Consider the following 17,322-nt stretch of genomic DNA (forward strand, 5'->3'; position numbering starts at 1 on the left):
CTTGCGGTAGCGTGTCGGTAGACCACAATAATCTTCAGGGCCACCATGATGAATATTCGCTTTGCTTCGATTTCTCTTTTGTTGCTGGCCATGAGCGGCGCTGCAATGGCCGCCGATTGCCCGCCGCTGTTGCAAGGCGAGCTGCCCAAGCTGCGCGCCAAGGAAAACATCGACCTGTGCAAGCGCTTTGCCGGCAAGCCGCTGGTGGTGGTCAACACGGCCAGCTTCTGTGGCTTCGCGCCGCAGTTCAAAGGGCTTGAAGAACTCAGCCAGCGTTACAAGGGGCAGGGGCTTGAGGTGCTGGGCGTGCCGTCCAACGACTTCAAGCAGGAGGCCAAGGACGGTGAAGAAACCGCCAAGGTTTGCTACGTCAATTACGGCGTGACCTTCACCATGACCGAGCCGCAGGCTGTGCGCGGTGACGATGCCACTCACCTGTTTAAAGTGCTTGCCGAGCAAAGCAGCGCGCCACGCTGGAACTTCTATAAGTACGTGGTCGATCGCCAGGGCAAGGTCATCGCCAACTTTTCCAGCATGACCAAGCCCGATGATCCTGAACTGATTGCGGCCATCGAAAAGGCGATTGCATCGAAGCCCTAGGTTGCAGGGGAGTGCGAAGCTCAAGTCGAGCCCGAATCTCGCTGATTCGCAGCACGGTATGACGCAGAGCGTTACGAAATGCATGCCAGCGCGGGGCATTGGCATGACAGTCATGGAGTATGAATGCTGTTCCCGCACCCCATCGGGGAGCGCAGCCCCAGGCGCTTTGCATCCGCTTTCAAGGGTGTCAGGCGCGCAATAAAAAGCCCGCGATCATCACTGGTCGCGGGCTTTTTCAGCTTGGCGGTCGCCTGTCAGAAGCGATAGGTAACCGAGGTGCCCAGGCCGTGAGCAGTGTTGCGGTAGTCGGCGCTGTAAGAACCCTTGGTCGCGCTGCTGTCGCGGATCTTGGTTTCTTCTTCACGCAGGTACGAATACGCCACGTCGATGGTCAGGTCGTCGGTCGGGCTCCAACCGGCACCGAAGCTGATGATCTTGCGATCGCCAGTCGGGATGCGTGGGGAGCGGTTGACGTTGTTGGTTGGCGACTGATCAACGGAGAAGCCAGTGCGCAGCGTCCACTCTTTATTGACCTTGTACGATGCACCAATGGCGTGTGCCCAGGTGTCGTGCCAGTTCTGTTCTTCAGAGATAGTGCCGATCGGGCCGACGGAACCGCCGAGCAGGGCAGGAACGCCATCGTTGTTGACGGTGATGTCTTGCAAGCGGCTCCAGCGGGTCCAGGTGCTGCCTGCATAGACAGTCCAGTTTTCGTCGAGCTGCTGAGTGATGGAGAAGTCCACGGACTCAGGCGTGGAAATATCCAGCGAAGCGTCGTACTTCTGGCCGGAGAATCCGCCGAAGCCCGAGCCTTCGATCTTGGTCTTGCCTTTGAGCTTGTAATCGACCTTCGAGTGGTAGGTCAGGCCAAGGCGTGTGGTGTCGGTGGCTTGCACCAGAATACCGGCATTGAAGCCGATCGCGGTGTCATCGCCTTCGATCTTCACCTTGCCGTCGTTCAGGCCAGGGCTTCTGGCGTTCAGCGTGGCAGACGTCAGCTCGCCGTCGATACGGTTGATGGTCGGGCCGAAACCGATGGAGACCTTGTCGTTGAATGCATAGCTGACTGTCGGCTGAAAGGTCACGACCTGGACGTGGCTCTTGTCGCCCCAGTAGCGGCCTGCGAAGCCTTTTTCGTAATCGGTGACCAGGCCGAACGGCACGTACACGCCCAGACCAAATGCCCAGTGATCATCGATAGGTTTTACGTAGTAGCCCATTGGCACGCCGACGACCGGGACCATGTCACCGTCGTTGCTACCGCCAAATGTGCCGCGACCATTGTCGATGTCGGTCTTGGCGATAACGGCTGCGGCGCCTCCGCTGATTTGTTCGCGTTTTATGCGCGACATGCCGGCAGGGTTGCCGAATACAGTGCTTGCGTCATCGGCTGAGGAGGAGCGACCTGCGAAACCGGTGCCCATGCCGCTGATACTTTGTTCATTGAGGGCGAAGCCGGCAGCGAGCAATTGAGAAGAAGCCAGGCCCAGAGCGAGTCCCAGCGTTGTCCGGTTCAGTGCTTTTGTCATTATTTTCATTATTAGAACTCCTTGTTGTTCACCGCTCGGAAATTACCAACATTTTGAACGGCGCGCTATAGCCTGAATAGCCCGATTTAGAGCTATTCTTGTAGGACAATCCTGAAAAAGCAGTAGGAAATGCACTTTTTTCGAAGTTCTGTTGTCGTGCTTACTCGTCAGGTCGGTCACTTTTATCACGGGCATTAAAAAGCCCCGCGTGTAAGGCGGGGCTTCGGGCTTGCGTTACAGCTGTCGTCAGGCGATGAGAGCCTGACGGGTACGCTCGATCACGGCTTGCAGCGGTTCGGCGCTTGCGTACTGATCGGGGTACAGGCGTTCGCTGTGGCGGGCGATGCCGTGTTCATTGACGATGGTAAAGCTGAAGCAACCTTTGCGAGCTGCCATGATCAGGCAGTTCATCGGGGCAAAAGCATTGGTAAGCGTGTGAATCGCGTGCTGAGTTTGAGTATTCATATTCAAGGTGTTTCCTGAAACAACACGGAACAATACCGTGCATAAATAAAGATTCCAGTAAACGCGGGCCGACATTTGATAAAAAAGCCTGGCTGGGCGGAGAACCTGACTGGAACAAGACAGGCAGTTGAAGCGCGCTTTATCGTATGGCGCTCTGGCTGACCGGTAGGTACTTAGGAGGGCAGGCAACACGACAGGAGCAAAGGTTCTACGCTCCAGGTGAAGATCCTGATCAATTGCAGGCTGGTTGAAGCAGACCATGAGAGCCGTTACTGCACTGACACCTTTATGGTGCTTCAGCGAGAAGGTTCATGTCTGGAAACCATCGAGGTGGTCGATCCCTTGTTGCCAACATTCTCGTCGCATGGAGGAGTGTCTGTCGGGGGACTTGTCGACCGGAATTGATTTTCAGCTTGGTACTAACGGCGGCAATGCTACCGACGGCGAACAGGTAATGCAATAGGCTACGTGAAAAATAATTCTCAATGCACAAGCAGTCGATAGGCCAGCACCGCCACGGAGGCAACCATCGAACATCCCAGCAGGTAGGCTGCGATGGTCAGTCGAGTCGACTCGCGGCGTTCGGTGGCGCGCATTATATCGCCTGCCTGATTGATGCGGCCCTTGCTCAGGTCCCTGCAGATGATCAGGTTCAGGGCGATGGCAGATAACAGCACGCTGCAGGCGAACACCACGCCGTCCGGTGAGGGCAGCAGCAGGCTGGTCGCGATAGCAGTTATACAGACTGCTATCAATAACACGAAGAACTTCAGTATCTCCCTCATGGAACCCTTCACTGAATCATTGATGGCTGACGGCGGGTGTTTTTCAAGATGACTTCTGCCGAAGCGCGCGCAGTCTATCGCTTGCAGCAACTTTAGGGGACTGCGCCGTGCAGGAAAGCGCTCGGGGGCATGGCGCCTTCTTTTGAAACGACCGCTACAAGCCAGTGTGTATGGGGATTTAGGTGACATCGTGCGCAGATTACCTGACGCACCACATCCCTGAAAAAACGCCTACGCGAGCGTTGTGCACATTAGCGCCACAAGCTGCCACATCACTGTCACAAGTGTTGCTAAGGGTTTGATTTATGATGGTGATTTATTAAGTCAATGAAAAACATCGCTTTTTTTTGCTGGTGAAAAAATCGTCAGTTTGAGCGCAAGCCCCATTCTGTCTGCGTTTGCGGAAGTTAAAGGAAGGTTGTCCACTGAGTTATCCACAGCTTCTGTGGATTGTCCCGGTGGTGATGTCCCGGTAATGGGGGCTGTGCGACTGCGCAAAAACGCGTAGAATCCGTCACCCCGATTTGCCCCCGCCTTTTGATCTTGCCTCGCTAGAGAGGCTGTTTCTGCTGCACTATTTGTGTTTCTACCTACAATGCCGCTGGCGGTGATTCGGCCTGCATGGAGTCTTTATGGCACTGGACCTGAACAGCCTGTTACTTGGGCTTGCTGCAGCCGCATTGCCCTTGTTGGCATTGCTCTGGCAGATGCAGCGTCGTCTGGCCTCGCGCCAGGCTGAAAGCGCGTTGCTGGATGAGCGTCTGAGCATGGCGCAGATGGCGCAGGAAGGCCTGAACGCGCAACTGGACGCCTGCCGTGACGAAGTCAGCGATCTGGGGCATGCCAACTCGGCCAAGCAGGCCGACCTTGCTGCGCTGCGCCGTGAAGTCGAATTGCTGCGCGAGGAAAGCGACAATGCCCGCGAAATGGCACAAGGCTGGACAGTCGAGCGTGCCGGCAGAGAAGCCGAGTTGCGTCGGCTGGATGCGCAGTGCGCAGCACTGAATGCCGAACTGCGCGAGCAGCAGGACAGCCATCAACAGCGTCTGAACGATCTTCAAGGGTCCAGAGACGAACTGCGCGCCCAGTTCGCCGAGCTGGCAGGCAAGATCTTCGACGAACGTGAGCAACGCTTCGCCGAAACCAGCCAGCAGCAATTGGGGCAATTGCTGACACCGCTCAAGGAACGTATTCAGTCGTTCGAAAAGCGTGTCGAAGAAAGCTACCAGAATGAAGCTCGCGAGCGTTTTTCGCTGGCCAAGGAGCTGGAGCGTCTGCAGCAACTGAACCAGCGCCTGAGTGATGAAGCCACCAACCTGACGCGCGCGCTAAAAGGGCAGAAAACCCAGGGCAACTGGGGCGAGCTGATTCTCGAGCGGGTGCTGGAGCATGCAGGGTTGGAAAAAGGCCGCGAGTACCAGACGCAAGTCAGCCTCAAAGGGCCTGATGGCGAACGTTTTCAACCTGACGTGCTGATCATGCTGCCGGGTGACAAACAGGTGGTGGTCGACGCCAAGGTGAGCCTGACCGCTTACCAGCAATATGTGTCTGCCGATGACGAGGTTATCGGCCAGACCGCGCTCAAGCAGCATGTGCTGTCACTGCGCAATCACGTCAAAGGCTTGTCGGGCAAGGATTACAAGCGCCTTGAAGGTCTGCACAGCCTGGATTTCGTGCTGCTGTTCGTGCCCATCGAAGCGGCGTTTTCAGCGGCATTGCAGGCTGAGCCCAATCTGTTTCAAGAGGCTTTTGATCGCAATATCGTGATTGTCAGCCCAACCACGTTGCTGGCCACTTTGCGGGTAATCGACAGCCTCTGGAAACAGGAGCGGCAGAGCCAGAACGCGCGCGAGATCGCCGAGCGGGCAGGCTGGCTGTATGACAAATTCGTGCTGTTCATTCAGGACCTGGACGAAGTGGGCAACCGCTTGCAGCAACTGGACAAAGCGTATTCGGCCGCACGCAACAAGCTGACCGAAGGGCGCGGCAACCTGATCAGTCGCAGCGAGCAGCTCAAATTGCTGGGCGCACGGGCCAGCAAGAGCCTGCCGCCCGACCTGCTCGAAAGGGCCATGACGGACGGGGAAGGCCTGATTCGGCAGCCTGAGTGAGGCAGGGCGCAGGCAGTTGCAAAAGCCCGCTGCAATATCCGGCAATGAGCCGTCCGTCGCAAAGACTAGAAGCGATCCTGCACAACTGTCACATTGGTTCCATCGGGGAAATTTTTTTCCGTAGCACTCGGCTAAATGTTCAATTTGCTTCTACGATCTTTAGTGAGTGATGGATACAGGTCAGGTTTTTCCCTCAAGGGGGCTCTATGAACAGCAAAATGCAAGAATGGCTCCATGATCTTGGCGTTGCACTGGGTCTTATCGAACGACCGAAACTGCAGCCTATTCCGGTTCGTACCAACGACGATCGTCGTCGTCCACGCCGGTAAGCACCTCGCTGCACAGCGTGTGCCTGGTCACGTTACCTATAGCAACGGGGCGTAAAAGCGTCCCGGCACAAGACGTTTTTTCCAGAGTCGGTGTCCCGGTTACACTCATAACCCCTCGCTTTTGCTGTCGTCCGGCAGCGTTTCCCGTCTTATCAACAGAATGGTGTCGATCACCTGTGTCAGCGGCGTGGTCTGTAACTTCATCGAATCCGGAAACTCGACGTTGAACTTCGTCTGCAGAGCATCAAGCAGTTTCTCGATGTCGTCTTGATCCATAGCCAGGTCGTCGAAAGTGGCTGCCATGTGAATTTCGGACTTATCCACCAGGATAACGCCCAACTCGTCAAACACTCCCTGACTGATTCCCTCGCGATTCATGAGTATTCCTGATGTTGGCCTTGTCAGGATGGGGCAGGCGTACTTCATGTCACCAGCTTGGACTGATTAGACTAGCTCAAGCAGGGGAGACGGCTGTGGATTGCACCGACGCGGATGGACGAAGTTGTTTAAACTGCCCGATTGTTCGACAGGCGGCTCTCTGCATGGCCGAGCTGACATCCTTGTTGCCCTCCAGGCGTGCCGTTTCTGGTTGCGCGGCAGGCCCGTCCCAGAGAGAACCGATGCCCCGCGCCCGCTGTGAACGTTGTTTGCGCCCGACCCTGCATTGCCTGTGTGCGTTGATCCCGCGTCTGGACAGCCGCACCCGGGTGTTGATCCTGCAGCATCCTGGCGAAGTCAGTCATGCGTTGAACACCGCACGGCTGGCAGCGCTCGGGCTGGTCAATGCGCAACTGTGTGTCGGGGAGGTGTTCGATGATCTGCAAACACTCCTGAACCCGCCCGGCTATCAGGCACGATTGCTGTTCCCGGGTGAAACTGCCGAAACGCTGGCGCCTTACGCGGGCGATTCGCTGCCGATGCTGCTGGTCGTGCCGGACGGCACTTGGCGCAAGGCACGAAAAATGCTGCACCTCAACCCTCTGTTGGCTGCCTTGCCGCGCGTCAGTCTGGGTGCCGTGCCTGTTTCGCGTTACCGCTTGCGCAAGGCGCCTGGTCCGAATGCATTGTCGACTCTGGAGGCAATCGTGCATGCGTTGCAGTCACTTGAAGCACCGGGCTCGTTCGAGGCGCTGCTGAAGCCGTTCGATGCATTGATCGACGGTCAGATTCAGGCCATGGGCGACGAGATGTATCAGCGTAATCATGGCGACAAGGCTTGATAAAACAATTTGCAGCGTTAAGCGCGCTCAGCTGTAACTGTTGCTTTTCAGGACAGCGCCTAGAATAAGCGGGTGTTCTATTTCTCGCGGAATTGCCGATGCACATCTCTTCTGGTCGTTGGGTCTACGGCCTGTGCCTGTCACTGCTGACGGCGCTGCTCTGGGGCATTCTGCCGATCAAACTCAAGCAGGTTCTGCAGGTGATGGATCCGGTAACAGTTACCTGGTTCAGGCTGTTCGTCTCCGGCGTGCTGTTGTTTGTGTGGCTGGCGTCGGTCAAGCGTCTGCCCAGCTTCAAGATGCTGGGTCGCAAAGGCAAGGTGCTGGTGGGGCTGGCTGTGTTCGGGCTGGTAGGTAACTACGTGTTGTACCTGATCGGTTTGCGCCTGCTGAGCCCGGGTACCACGCAGCTATTGGTGCAGGTAGGCCCGATCTTTCTGCTGATCAGCAGTATCTTTCTGTTCAAGGAACGCTTCAGTGTGGGGCAGGGCATCGGCTTGCTGGTGCTGATGGTCGGCTTTGGCTTTTTCTTCAATCAGCGTCTGCTCGAGCTGTTTACCTCGCTGGGTGATTACACCACCGGTGTGCTGATCGTGCTTCTTGCTTCGACGGTCTGGACCTTTTACGGGCTGAGCCAGAAGCAGTTGCTCACGGTATGGAACTCACTGCAGGTCATGATGGTGATCTACCTGTTCTGCGCATTATTGCTGACACCTTGGGCGCACCCCGCCGAAGCGTTGCTGCTGAGCCCGTTGCAAGGCTGGCTGCTGCTGGCCTGCTGCCTGAATACGTTGGTGGCCTACGGTGCGTTTGCTGAAGCATTGGCCCACTGGGAAGCGTCGCGGGTCAGTGCGACCCTGGCGTTGACGCCTCTGGTCACTCTGGCCGCAGTAGCGGCGTCTGCCTGGCTTTGGCCTGCTTACGTGCAGGCCGAAACCCTGAACGTGCTGGGTTACGGCGGTGCCTTGCTGGTGGTTTCAGGGTCGGCGTTGACCGCGCTTGGGCCTTCTCTGGTCGCTGGTTACCGGGCAAGAAGGGCGAGGCTGGCTCAGGTTTAAGAGGCATTGATGCAGGGTAAGCCGTTCAGCGCTTGCCCAGCGCCTGGGCCTGAAGAATCCATTCCTGCCGCTGTTGTTCGGTGGCACTGTGTACCGGCGCGAATTCGGTCAGGCGCTTCGTCTTGATCCCGCAAAAGCCCAGGATTGTCCGAACCATCTGCCGATGTGCAGGGGCGCCGTATATCCAGCGAAAATAACGCGGCGGGGTATCCAGAGTCACCAGCAGCTCTGCCGTCCGACCTTTGAGCAGTTCGTTGGCGCGATGCCTGCGTCCGTGGGCCTTGAACGCAAAGCCCGGCATCAACACCCGGTCGAAGAACCCGGTCAGCAACGCAGGCAGGCCGCCCCACCAGACCGGATAGACAAATACCAGGTGCTCGGCCCAGTGAATCTGACGCTGGGCTTCAAGCAGGTCAGGCTCCAGCGTCTGGGTCTGGTCGTAGCCACTGTGCAGAACCGGATCGAAATCCAGTTCGCCCAGCTTGATGACCCGCACCACATGGCCTTCGCTTCGTGCAGCCTGCGCGTAGGCATCACCCAGGGCATGGCAGAGGCTGATGGTTTTCGGCGTGCCGTACACCATCAGTATCCGTTTGCCGTTGCCTTCCAGTGGCGTTGCACCGGATCTGGCATCAGCCATTGCTGCCTGCCTCCAGCATTTTGTCCGGACGTACCCAGGCGTCGAATTCCTCATCGGTCAGGTAGCCCAGCGCAAGTGCCGCCTCGCGCAGGGTCAAACCCTCGGTATAGGCTTTCTTGGCAATTTGCGCCGACTTGTCGTAGCCGATATGCGGATTGAGCGCAGTGACCAGCATCAAGCCGCGCTCGAGGTGCTCGGCCATCTTCTCGGCGTCTGGCTCCATGCCGGCGACGCAGTGTTCGTTGAAGTTGCTGCAGCCATCGGCCAGCAGGCGAATCGATTGCAGGACGTTGTGGATGATTACCGGCTTGTACACGTTCAGTTGCAAGTGCCCCTGACTGGCGGCAAAGCCTATCGTCACATCGTTGCCCATGACCTGACAGGCCAGCATCGACAGCGCTTCGCACTGAGTCGGGTTGACCTTGCCGGGCATGATCGAACTGCCGGGCTCGTTGGCTGGCAGCCTGACTTCTGCCAGCCCGGCGCGTGGGCCTGAACCCAGCAGGCGCAAGTCATTGGCGATTTTCATCAGGGTGCCGGCCAGTGTTTTCAGCGCGCCGGAAAGCGCTGCCAGCGGCTCGTGACCCGCCAGTGCGGCGAACTTATTGGGCGCGGTGACGAACGGCAGGCCGGACAATGCGGCCAGTTCTGCAGCGATCGCTTCAGCAAAGCCCTTCGGCGAGTTGAGCCCGGTGCCCACTGCCGTGCCGCCTTGCGCCAGCTCGTAGACCGCAGGCAGGGTGGCGCGAATGGCTTTTTCAGCGTAATCCAGTTGGGCCACAAAGCCTGAAAGCTCCTGGCCAAAGGTGATCGGCGTCGCGTCCATCATGTGCGTACGTCCGGTCTTGACCAGTTTCATGTGGCGCGCGGATTGCTCGGCCAGTCCGGCAGACAGTTCGGCTATGGCCGGCAGGAGGTGTTCCTTGACCGCCTGAGCAGTGGCGATGTGCATGGCCGTCGGGAAGCAGTCGTTGGAGCTTTGCGAGCGATTGACGTGATCGTTAGGGTGGACCGGCGATTTGCCGCCACGGCCCTGACCGGCCAGTTCGTTGGCACGACCGGCAATCACCTCGTTGACGTTCATGTTGCTCTGCGTGCCGCTGCCGGTTTGCCAGACCACCAGCGGGAACTGCGCATCGTGCTGCCCTTCAAGTACTTCATCGGCGGCCTGTTCGATCAGGCGCGCGATGTCTGCAGGCAAGTCTCCATTGCGATTGTTGACGCGCGCAGCGGCCTTCTTGATCAGGGTCAGGGCGTGCAGGACGGGCAGCGGCATGCGCTGATCGCCAATCGCGAAATTGATCAGTGAGCGTTGGGTCTGCGCCCCCCAGTAGGCATCCTCGGGGACTTCGATCGGGCCGATGCTGTCGGTTTCGGTGCGGCTCACAGGTCTTACTCCTTTAAGTACGTTGCAGGTTAGGTAGCCATATGCGGAGAGGGTTCCCGAGCACTGCTTTTTAACCGCTCGGTGAACCGGGGGTTGAGACAAAAGCCCACATAAGCGCAGAATGGTCGGCCCTGGGGTAATGCCTCGTTCGCTAGATAAGGAAACTCGATGACCCGTCTTCGTGCCATTTGTACCGCGGTAGCGCTGGTGTGTGCCAGTGGTCAGGTCTTTGCCGACACCGCCAGTCACAATGCGAGCGCCGAAACATTCCTGAAGCTTGCCAACGCCGATCGCCTGGGCGCTCCGGTCTACGCGCAGGTTCAGCAGATGTTTGCCCAGCGTTTCGCTGAAACCAAGGCACCTGCCTCGAAAAAGGCGCTGCTTGAAACCTATCAGGCCAAAGCCAACACCGCACTTGATCAGGCCATCGGCTGGAACAAGCTCAAGCCTGAAATGGTCAAGCTCTACACCACCAACTTCACTGAAAGCGAGTTGAAGGATCTGGTTGCGTTCTACCAGTCCCCGCTTGGCAAGAAAGTGATGACCAAAATGCCTGAGCTGGCGCAACAATCCGCTCAGTTGACCCAGAGCAAGCTGGAAAGCGCAGTGCCGGTCGTCAACAAGCTGCTGGCTGACATGACTGCCGAGCTGGAGCCTGCCAAGGCCGCTGCTCCTGCTGCCGCTCCGGCCAAGAAGCCCTGACAGGCGGTTTTTGACATGACCATGCAACAACGAATCGAGTCGGCGCTTGCGCTGCTGCAACCGCATCATCAGCAAGTGCTCGATGAGAGCCACATGCACAGTCGTGGTCAGCAGACGCATTACAAGGCCGTTCTGGTCAGTGATCAGTTCGAGGGCCTGAGCCAGGTCAAGAGGCACCAGAAGGTCTATGCCACGCTGGGGGCTCTGATGGGCGAGTTTCACGCGCTGGCCTTGCACACGTACACGCCTGAAGAATGGGCGAAAACCGGTGCTGCGCCTGCTTCGCCCACCTGTGCTGGCGGTCATTGACAGGCACGCTTTGCCGATCACGCCCCCTCTGCGGGGGCAATTGATCCGCCGAGCTGCCTGCTGAACCGCGCTTTTTGCTAGAATCCGCACCGCGCCGACTGGCCGGTGCGTTTTTTTGTCCGCAATTTTTTACCCGGTAGGCCCTTTGCGAGGGTCGCCACTGGAGAGATACATGACTCAAGAGCCGATGACTCAGCCGATCGTCGTAGCGGCGCTATACAAGTTCGTGACCCTCAGCGATTACGTGGCACTGCGCGAGCCGCTGTTGCAGGCGATGGTCGACAACGGCATCAAGGGCACTCTGTTGATTGCCGATGAGGGCATCAACGGCACGGTTTCAGGCAGCCGTGAAGGCATTGATGGCCTGATGGCGTGGCTGAAGAGTGACCCACGCCTGATCGATATCGATCACAAGGAGTCCTACTGCGACGAGCAGCCGTTCTACCGTACCAAGGTCAAGCTCAAGAAAGAGATCGTGACCCTGGGTGTGGAGGGCGTGGACCCCAACAAAAACGTGGGCACTTACGTCGAGCCGAAAGACTGGAACGACCTGATCACTGACCCCGAAGTGCTGTTGATCGATACCCGTAACGATTACGAGGTATCAATTGGCACTTTCGAAGGCGCCATTGATCCAAAGACCACGTCGTTTCGTGAGTTTCCCGAATACATCAAGGCGCATTTCGACCCGGCGGTACACAAAAAGGTCGCAATGTTCTGTACCGGTGGCATCCGCTGCGAAAAAGCCTCGAGCTATATGCTGGGCGAGGGTTTCGAGGAGGTTTATCACCTCAAGGGCGGGATTCTCAAATACCTCGAGGAAGTCCCCGAGAAAGAGAGTCAGTGGCGCGGCGAATGTTTTGTCTTCGACAACCGGGTGACAGTTCGTCATGACCTGACCGAAGGCGATTACGATCAGTGCCATGCCTGCCGTACCCCTATCAGTGCCGAGGACCGCGCCAGCGAGCATTACTCGCCGGGTGTCAGTTGCCCGCATTGCTGGGATTCGTTGAGCGAGAAAACCAGGCGCAGTGCCATTGACCGGCAGAAACAGATCGAATTGGCCAAGGCGCGTAACCAGCCTCATCCAATCGGTCGTAATTACCGTTTACCATCCGAGCATCCAACTTCAGAGGCCTGAGCCATGTCCGCCCGCCTGATCTATGTCATGGACCCTATGTGTTCATGGTGCTGGGGTTTTGCCCCGGTTGCCGACGCACTGGTCACTCAGGCGCGCGAGGCGGGCGTGCCGTTGCACCTGGTCATGGGCGGCCTGCGTTCTGAAAAGATCGTTCTGGAGCCCGCCAAGCGCCGCTACATTCTCGAACACTGGCGGGCGGTCGAGGAGGCCACCGGGCAGGTGTTTCATCTCGAAGGCGCACTGCCGGAAGGTTTTGTCTACGACACCACTCCAGCCTGTCTGGCGGTCGCCGCCGCGCGGCATCTCGACCCTGAAGGTGCCTGGCTGCTGGCAGGGTTGATTCAGCAAGCGTTCTACGGCGAGGGTCGTGATGTGACGCTTCCTTCGGTGCTGGCCGAGTTGGCCGGGCAGGCGGGTTTTTCGCGTCAGGCATTCGCCGATGAATTTGAAAGCCCGGAGCGGCAGGCGGCCACGGTCGCTGATTTCGCCTGGGCGCAGGACCTGGGCATTGCCGGGTTTCCGACCCTGCTCGCCGAACGCAATGGCCAATTGGCGCTGCTGACCAATGGTTATCAGCCGCTGAGCAGCCTTTCGCCGCTGCTGGGGCGGTGGTTGGAGCGTGCACTCAGTGCGTGATGATCCCCCCGACGCGCACCGACAAGCGCATGCAGGCCGTGGCGATGCATTGAGCTGGGCTGAAATCCGCCGCCTCGCGTTACGTCATAAAAAAGCGCTGTGGCTGGCAAATGGTGTCGCGGTTCTGGCGACTCTGTGCAGTGTGCCGATCCCCCTGTTGCTGCCGTTGCTGGTTGACAAAGTGCTGCTGGGCCGGGGCGATGCCGCGCTGAAAGTCATGAATCATCTGTTGCCCGACAGCCTGCAGAAGGCGGTGGGCTACATCGGCCTGATGCTTTTGCTGACACTGCTGCTGCGCGTAGGGGCGCTGGTTTTCAACGTCTTGCAGGCGCGGTTGTTTGCCGGGCTGGCGAAGGACATCGTCTACCGTATCCGGCTGCGCCTGATCGAGCGGCTCAAGCGAATTTCACTGCGAGAATACGAAAGCCTGGGCAGCGGCACTGTCACCACGCACCTGGTGACCGATCTGGACACGCTGGACAAGTTTGTCGGCGAAACGCTCAGTCGCTTGTTGGTGGCGACCCTGACGCTGGCCGGCACGGCGGGCATTCTGATGTGGATGCACTGGAAGCTCGCGCTGCTGATCATGCTGTTCAACCCGCTGGTGATCCTCCTCACAGTCAAGCTCGGCAAGCGGGTCAAGCACCTCAAGAAGCTTGAGAACGACAGCACCTCGCGCTTCACTCAGGCGTTGAGTGAAACGCTGGATTCGATCCAAGAAGTCAGGGCCGGCAATCGGCAGGAGTTCTTTCTGGGGCGTCTGGGGTCAAAGGCGCAGGAAGTTCGCGACTACGCCATTAACTCGCAATGGAAGAGCGACGCTTCGGGGCGTGCAAGCGGCCTGCTGTTTCAATTCGGCATCGATATCTTTCGCGCCGCTGCGATGCTCACTGTGCTGTTCTCGGACCTCTCCATCGGGCAGATGCTCGCAGTCTTCAGCTACCTGTGGTTCATGATGACGCCGGTGGAGCAATTGCTGAACCTGCAGTACGCGTATTACGCAGCGGGCGGCGCACTCACGCGTATCAACGAGTTGCTGGCTCGAGCCGACGAGCCGCAATACCCCGGCGGTGTCGACCCCTTCAAGGGACGCGATACCGTGGGCATCGAAGTACGCGGCCTGAGCTTCGGCTATGGCGATGATCTGGTGCTGGATCAGTTGAATCTGAATATCGCGCCGGGGGAGAAGGTTGCGGTTGTCGGTGCCAGTGGCGGGGGCAAGAGTACGCTGGTGCAGTTGCTACTGGGCCTGTACACGGCGCGCACCGGGATCATTCGCTTTGGCGGCGTCAGCCAGCAGGATATCGGCCTGGAAACAGTGCGCGAGAACGTCGCCGTAGTCCTGCAGCATCCGGCGCTGTTCAACGACACCGTGCGGGCCAATCTGACCATGGGCCGCGACTGCAGTGATGACGCCTGCTGGCGGGCACTGGAAGTCGCGCAACTGGATTGCGCCATACGCGAACTGCCGCAAGGCCTGGACAGTGTGGTGGGGCGCTCCGGGGTCAGGATGTCTGGCGGGCAGCGCCAGCGTATGGCGATTGCGCGCATGGTGTTATCCGATCCTAAAGTGGTGATCCTCGATGAAGCGACTTCGGCGCTGGACGCTGCCACGGAGTACAACCTCCATCAGGCCCTCGCACGCTTTCTGCGCAGTCGCACCACGTTGATCATCGCGCATCGTCTTTCTGCCGTTAAGCAGGCTGACCGGGTGCTGGTGTTCGACGGCGGCCGAATTGTGGAAGACGGTGATCATCAGCAGCTGATTGCCGATGGAGGTCTGTACGCCAAACTGTACGGACATTTACAACAAATTTGATGTGCTTCGCCTTGATCAGTGTTCAAGTTGCTTCAATTTTGGGAGATTCAACTGCCATCATTGCGGAATTTAGCCTAGTCTCTGCGCTAGACGTTTATTCAGGCATGTGGTGACGTGAAACCCATGAAACAACCATGGACCTTCTCCAAGCCCCGTCTGTTGGGCATCGTATGGCCTTTCATTGCCGTCGCACTGTTTCAGGCGTTGTTGGGCTGCGTAAGCCTCTACACCATGTCTGCCGTGCGAAGCTATGTCGCGGGTGAAAGCCTCTGGTCCAAGGGGCAGAAGGACGCCATCCACTACCTGAGTCTTTACGCCAATACGCACGATGAAGGCGATTACCTGAAGTATCAGCGTGCCTTTGCTGTGCCGCAGGGCGGCCATGCATTGCGCAAGGCGCTTGACCAGCCCATTCCCTCTCTGTCGGATGCGCGGGCCGGCATCATCCAGGGCGGCAATCACCCGGACGATGTCAACGGCATCATCTGGATGTACCTGAATTTCCACAATTTCAGTTTCATGAAGCAGGCCATTCACTTCTGGGAAGTGGGGGATGGCTACCTGATGCAGCTCAACGAGCTTGCACAGCATATCCATGAGCGTGTTATTCAGGGCGATGTCACGCCTGCCGATGTCGAACAGTGGCGCGTGCAGATCAACGTCATCAATGACGGTGTCACGCCTGCAGCCAAGGCATTCAGCGACGCGCTGGGCGAAGGGTCGCGGTTTATCCTCAACCTGCTGATAGCGGTCAATCTGGTGACCGCCATTGTGCTGATTGTGCTGGCGCTGATGCGTGTGCGCCGCCTGATTGCCCAACGACGGCTGTTCGCCGACGCGCTGCAACTTGAGAAGGAGCGGGCGCAAATTACCCTTGAATCGATCGGCGACGGAGTGATCACCATCGATGTGGCGGGTGCCATTGTGTACATGAACCCTGCGGCCGAAGGTCTGACGCACTGGAAGAGCTCACAGGCCAGCGGGCTTCCTCTGGCGGCGCTGTTCAACCTGCTGGATGAATACGACCAGAAAGACAGCTCGACGCTGATCGATCAGATTGCCTCCGGAAGGCTCAAGGGCGGCAGCGCCAGCAGCAAATTGATCCAGCGGCTGGATGGCAGTACGGTTTCGGTAGCACTGGTCGGGACACCGATCCACACCTCCGGCGTGATCAGTGGTGCAGTGCTGGTGCTGCATGACATGACCCAGGAACGTCAGTACATCGCCGAGCTGTCATGGCAGGCTGCCCACGACCCGCTGACCGGGCTGGTCAACCGCAGCGAGTTCGAGCGACGCCTGCAACAGGTGCTTGATGAGCGCGGCGACGGCTCAGGCACCCATTGCCTGATGTTCCTTGACCTTGACCAGTTCAAGCTGGTCAATGACACCGGTGGCCATGCCGCAGGCGACGAACTGTTACGCCAGCTGTGTCAGGCCTTGCCGCAGGGCCTGCGCGACAGCGACACACTGGCACGTCTGGGTGGCGACGAGTTTGGCGTTCTGCTCGTCGACTGTCCGGCCAGCAAGGCTAACGACATTGCCGAGGCCTTGCGCGAAATTGTGCAGAGCCTGCATTTCATGTGGAAAGGCCGGCCGTTCATGACCACCGTCAGTATTGGTCTTGTGCATCTGGGCGACGTGCCTGTCACCCTCGAAGCATCACTGTCCGCCGCCGACATGGCCTGTTACATGGCCAAGGAAAAGGGCCGTAACCGGGTTCAGGTGTACAGCGTCGACGACCTGACGCTGTCCATGCGTTTCGGCGAGATGGCCTGGATACAACGCTTGCACATGGCAATGGATGAAAACCGGTTCTGTCTTTATGCTCAGGAAATCGCCGCCATGAGCGGAGAGGGCAATGAGGTACGCCACATCGAGATTCTTCTGCGTCTGCGTGACGAATCCGGGAGGATGGTGGTGCCGGACAGCTTTATCCCGGCTGCCGAGCGTTACGGGCTGATGACCACCCTGGATCGCTGGGTGGTACAGAACGTTTTCAAGGTCATCGCCCAGTGCCAGAGTGATGACAGGCATCAAGCACCTCAGGCGCTGTGTGCTATAAATTTGTCTGGTTCAAGCATTGGAGATGATACGTTTCTCGAGTATCTGAAGCATCAGTTCGTGGCTTTTGATGTGGCGCCGGAGATGATCTGCTTCGAGATCACTGAAACCAGTGCCATTGCCGATTTGCAAAGCGCCATCAGATTCATCAACGAGCTGAAGTCACTGGGCTGCAGGTTTTCTCTGGATGATTTCTGTTCCGGGATGTCGTCCTTTGCCTACCTGAAGCATTTGCCAGTGGACTTTCTGAAAATTGATGGCAGTTTTGTAAAGGACATGCTCGACAATCCGATCAACAAGGCCATGGTCGAGGTCATCAATAATATTGGCCATGTGATGGGCAAACGCACCATTGCCGAGTACGTCGAGACGCCCCAGATAGAGTCTGCGTTGCTGGAAATGGGCGTGGATTTTGCACAGGGCTATCTGATTTCGCGTCCTGAATTGTTCACTTGTGAAAGTCTGTACATTCAGCCCGTACGGCCTGACCCCCTGATGTTCGGCGCGCCAGGAACGCTACGTTAATCAGT

At 58.0% G+C, this 17,322-nt stretch carries 17 protein-coding genes; 11 read left to right on the top strand and 6 right to left on the bottom strand.

Translation table 11 applies throughout. The features are described from left to right. Positions 1-48 precede the first annotated feature (48 nt). Positions 49-600 carry a glutathione peroxidase gene (locus tag I9H09_RS07585; RefSeq protein WP_005889708.1) on the top strand — a complete coding sequence of 184 codons (552 nt, stop codon included), beginning with the start codon at positions 49-51 and terminating at the stop codon, positions 598-600. A gap of 254 nt (positions 601-854) precedes the next feature. Here I9H09_RS07585 and I9H09_RS07590 read toward each other — a convergent pair whose 3' ends face one another. The 3 genes from I9H09_RS07590 to I9H09_RS07600 form a co-directional block, all read right to left on the bottom strand. Beyond that, positions 855-2,138 carry an OmpP1/FadL family transporter gene (locus tag I9H09_RS07590; RefSeq protein ID WP_024690082.1) on the bottom strand — a complete coding sequence of 428 codons (1,284 nt, stop codon included), beginning with the start codon at positions 2,136-2,138 and terminating at the stop codon, positions 855-857. 237 nt (positions 2,139-2,375) lie between these two features. Next, positions 2,376-2,594 (bottom strand): hypothetical protein, encoded by a 219-nt coding sequence (locus I9H09_RS07595; RefSeq protein ID WP_002554588.1) that lies wholly within the window; start codon positions 2,592-2,594, stop codon positions 2,376-2,378. Positions 2,595-3,076: 482 nt separating this feature from the next. Next, a complete protein-coding gene (locus tag I9H09_RS07600) occupies positions 3,077-3,379 on the bottom strand; it encodes a hypothetical protein (RefSeq protein WP_122346589.1) in 303 nt (100 codons plus the stop codon). Between the two features lie 746 nt (positions 3,380-4,125). Between I9H09_RS07600 and I9H09_RS07605 the strand changes: the two genes are divergently transcribed. Next, the gene (locus tag I9H09_RS07605; RefSeq protein WP_162880326.1) at positions 4,126-5,490 is read left to right on the top strand and encodes a DNA recombination protein RmuC; all 1,365 of its coding nucleotides are present in this window, start codon (positions 4,126-4,128) and stop codon (positions 5,488-5,490) included. A gap of 206 nt (positions 5,491-5,696) precedes the next feature. Beyond that, positions 5,697-5,819, top strand: a complete 123-nt coding sequence (locus I9H09_RS26895) for a PA1414 family protein (RefSeq protein ID WP_117144034.1) — start codon at positions 5,697-5,699, stop codon at positions 5,817-5,819. Between the two features lie 105 nt (positions 5,820-5,924). On the opposite strand, the gene I9H09_RS07610 is transcribed toward I9H09_RS26895, so the two are convergent. Then, on the bottom strand, positions 5,925-6,197 hold the full coding sequence (locus tag I9H09_RS07610) for an acyl carrier protein (RefSeq protein ID WP_122346590.1): 273 nt from the start codon (positions 6,195-6,197) through the stop codon (positions 5,925-5,927). Positions 6,198-6,439: 242 nt separating this feature from the next. On the opposite strand from I9H09_RS07610, the gene I9H09_RS07615 reads away from it, so the two are divergent. Next, on the top strand, positions 6,440-7,039 hold the full coding sequence (locus I9H09_RS07615) for a tRNA-uridine aminocarboxypropyltransferase (RefSeq protein ID WP_236502262.1): 600 nt from the start codon (positions 6,440-6,442) through the stop codon (positions 7,037-7,039). A gap of 98 nt (positions 7,040-7,137) precedes the next feature. Next, entirely contained in the window at positions 7,138-8,097 is a 960-nt protein-coding gene (locus tag I9H09_RS07620; RefSeq protein ID WP_005889722.1) for a DMT family transporter, read from the top strand. 25 nt (positions 8,098-8,122) lie between these two features. Here the strand turns inward: I9H09_RS07620 and I9H09_RS07625 are convergent, their stop codons facing one another. Both I9H09_RS07625 and I9H09_RS07630 read right to left on the bottom strand, forming a co-directional pair. Further along, positions 8,123-8,737, bottom strand: coding sequence for an NAD(P)H-dependent oxidoreductase (locus tag I9H09_RS07625; protein WP_005889723.1), 615 nt, complete (start codon positions 8,735-8,737; stop codon positions 8,123-8,125). Next, positions 8,730-10,124 (bottom strand): class II fumarate hydratase, encoded by a 1,395-nt coding sequence (locus I9H09_RS07630; protein WP_053480510.1) that lies wholly within the window; start codon positions 10,122-10,124, stop codon positions 8,730-8,732. The genes I9H09_RS07625 and I9H09_RS07630 overlap by 8 nt, the downstream gene beginning before the upstream one ends. Positions 10,125-10,292: 168 nt before the next feature. Between I9H09_RS07630 and I9H09_RS07635 the strand changes: the two genes are divergently transcribed. The 6 genes from I9H09_RS07635 (at position 10,293) to I9H09_RS07660 (ending at position 17,317) form a co-directional block, all read left to right on the top strand. Further along, a complete protein-coding gene (locus I9H09_RS07635) occupies positions 10,293-10,826 on the top strand; it encodes a DUF2059 domain-containing protein (protein WP_005889727.1) in 534 nt (177 codons plus the stop codon). A gap of 15 nt (positions 10,827-10,841) precedes the next feature. Continuing rightward, positions 10,842-11,135, top strand: a complete 294-nt coding sequence (locus I9H09_RS07640) for a BolA family protein (RefSeq protein WP_024690078.1) — start codon at positions 10,842-10,844, stop codon at positions 11,133-11,135. Between the two features lie 187 nt (positions 11,136-11,322). After that, the gene (trhO, locus tag I9H09_RS07645) at positions 11,323-12,276 is read left to right on the top strand and encodes an oxygen-dependent tRNA uridine(34) hydroxylase TrhO (RefSeq protein ID WP_162010129.1); all 954 of its coding nucleotides are present in this window, start codon (positions 11,323-11,325) and stop codon (positions 12,274-12,276) included. Positions 12,277-12,279: 3 nt separating this feature from the next. Further along, positions 12,280-12,912: a DsbA family protein gene (locus I9H09_RS07650; RefSeq protein WP_122323514.1), complete on the top strand. Its 633-nt coding sequence runs from the start codon at positions 12,280-12,282 to the stop codon at positions 12,910-12,912. Continuing rightward, positions 12,905-14,731, top strand: coding sequence for an ABC transporter ATP-binding protein (locus I9H09_RS07655; protein ID WP_122346592.1), 1,827 nt, complete (start codon positions 12,905-12,907; stop codon positions 14,729-14,731). The genes I9H09_RS07650 and I9H09_RS07655 overlap by 8 nt, the downstream gene beginning before the upstream one ends. 123 nt (positions 14,732-14,854) lie before the next feature. Further along, on the top strand, positions 14,855-17,317 hold the full coding sequence (locus tag I9H09_RS07660; protein WP_122346593.1) for an EAL domain-containing protein: 2,463 nt from the start codon (positions 14,855-14,857) through the stop codon (positions 17,315-17,317). Positions 17,318-17,322 lie beyond the last annotated feature (5 nt).

The organism is Pseudomonas tremae (assembly GCF_023278125.1).
GTDB lineage: Bacteria > Pseudomonadota > Gammaproteobacteria > Pseudomonadales > Pseudomonadaceae > Aquipseudomonas > Aquipseudomonas tremae.

Coding starts and splice junctions, on each gene's coding strand:
- I9H09_RS07585 (WP_005889708.1), top strand. CDS start 49: ATGAATATTCGCTTTGCTTCGATTTCTCTTTTGTTGCTGGCCATGAGC.
- I9H09_RS07590 (WP_024690082.1), bottom strand. CDS start 2,138: ATGAAAATAATGACAAAAGCACTGAACCGGACAACGCTGGGACTCGCT.
- I9H09_RS07595 (WP_002554588.1), bottom strand. CDS start 2,594: ATGAATACTCAAACTCAGCACGCGATTCACACGCTTACCAATGCTTTT.
- I9H09_RS07600 (WP_122346589.1), bottom strand. CDS start 3,379: ATGAGGGAGATACTGAAGTTCTTCGTGTTATTGATAGCAGTCTGTATA.
- I9H09_RS26895 (WP_117144034.1), top strand. CDS start 5,697: ATGAACAGCAAAATGCAAGAATGGCTCCATGATCTTGGCGTTGCACTG.
- I9H09_RS07610 (WP_122346590.1), bottom strand. CDS start 6,197: ATGAATCGCGAGGGAATCAGTCAGGGAGTGTTTGACGAGTTGGGCGTT.
- I9H09_RS07615 (WP_236502262.1), top strand. CDS start 6,440: ATGCCCCGCGCCCGCTGTGAACGTTGTTTGCGCCCGACCCTGCATTGC.
- I9H09_RS07620 (WP_005889722.1), top strand. CDS start 7,138: ATGCACATCTCTTCTGGTCGTTGGGTCTACGGCCTGTGCCTGTCACTG.
- I9H09_RS07625 (WP_005889723.1), bottom strand. CDS start 8,737: ATGGCTGATGCCAGATCCGGTGCAACGCCACTGGAAGGCAACGGCAAA.
- I9H09_RS07635 (WP_005889727.1), top strand. CDS start 10,293: ATGACCCGTCTTCGTGCCATTTGTACCGCGGTAGCGCTGGTGTGTGCC.
- I9H09_RS07640 (WP_024690078.1), top strand. CDS start 10,842: ATGACCATGCAACAACGAATCGAGTCGGCGCTTGCGCTGCTGCAACCG.
- trhO (WP_162010129.1), top strand. CDS start 11,323: ATGACTCAGCCGATCGTCGTAGCGGCGCTATACAAGTTCGTGACCCTC.
- I9H09_RS07650 (WP_122323514.1), top strand. CDS start 12,280: ATGTCCGCCCGCCTGATCTATGTCATGGACCCTATGTGTTCATGGTGC.
- I9H09_RS07660 (WP_122346593.1), top strand. CDS start 14,855: ATGAAACAACCATGGACCTTCTCCAAGCCCCGTCTGTTGGGCATCGTA.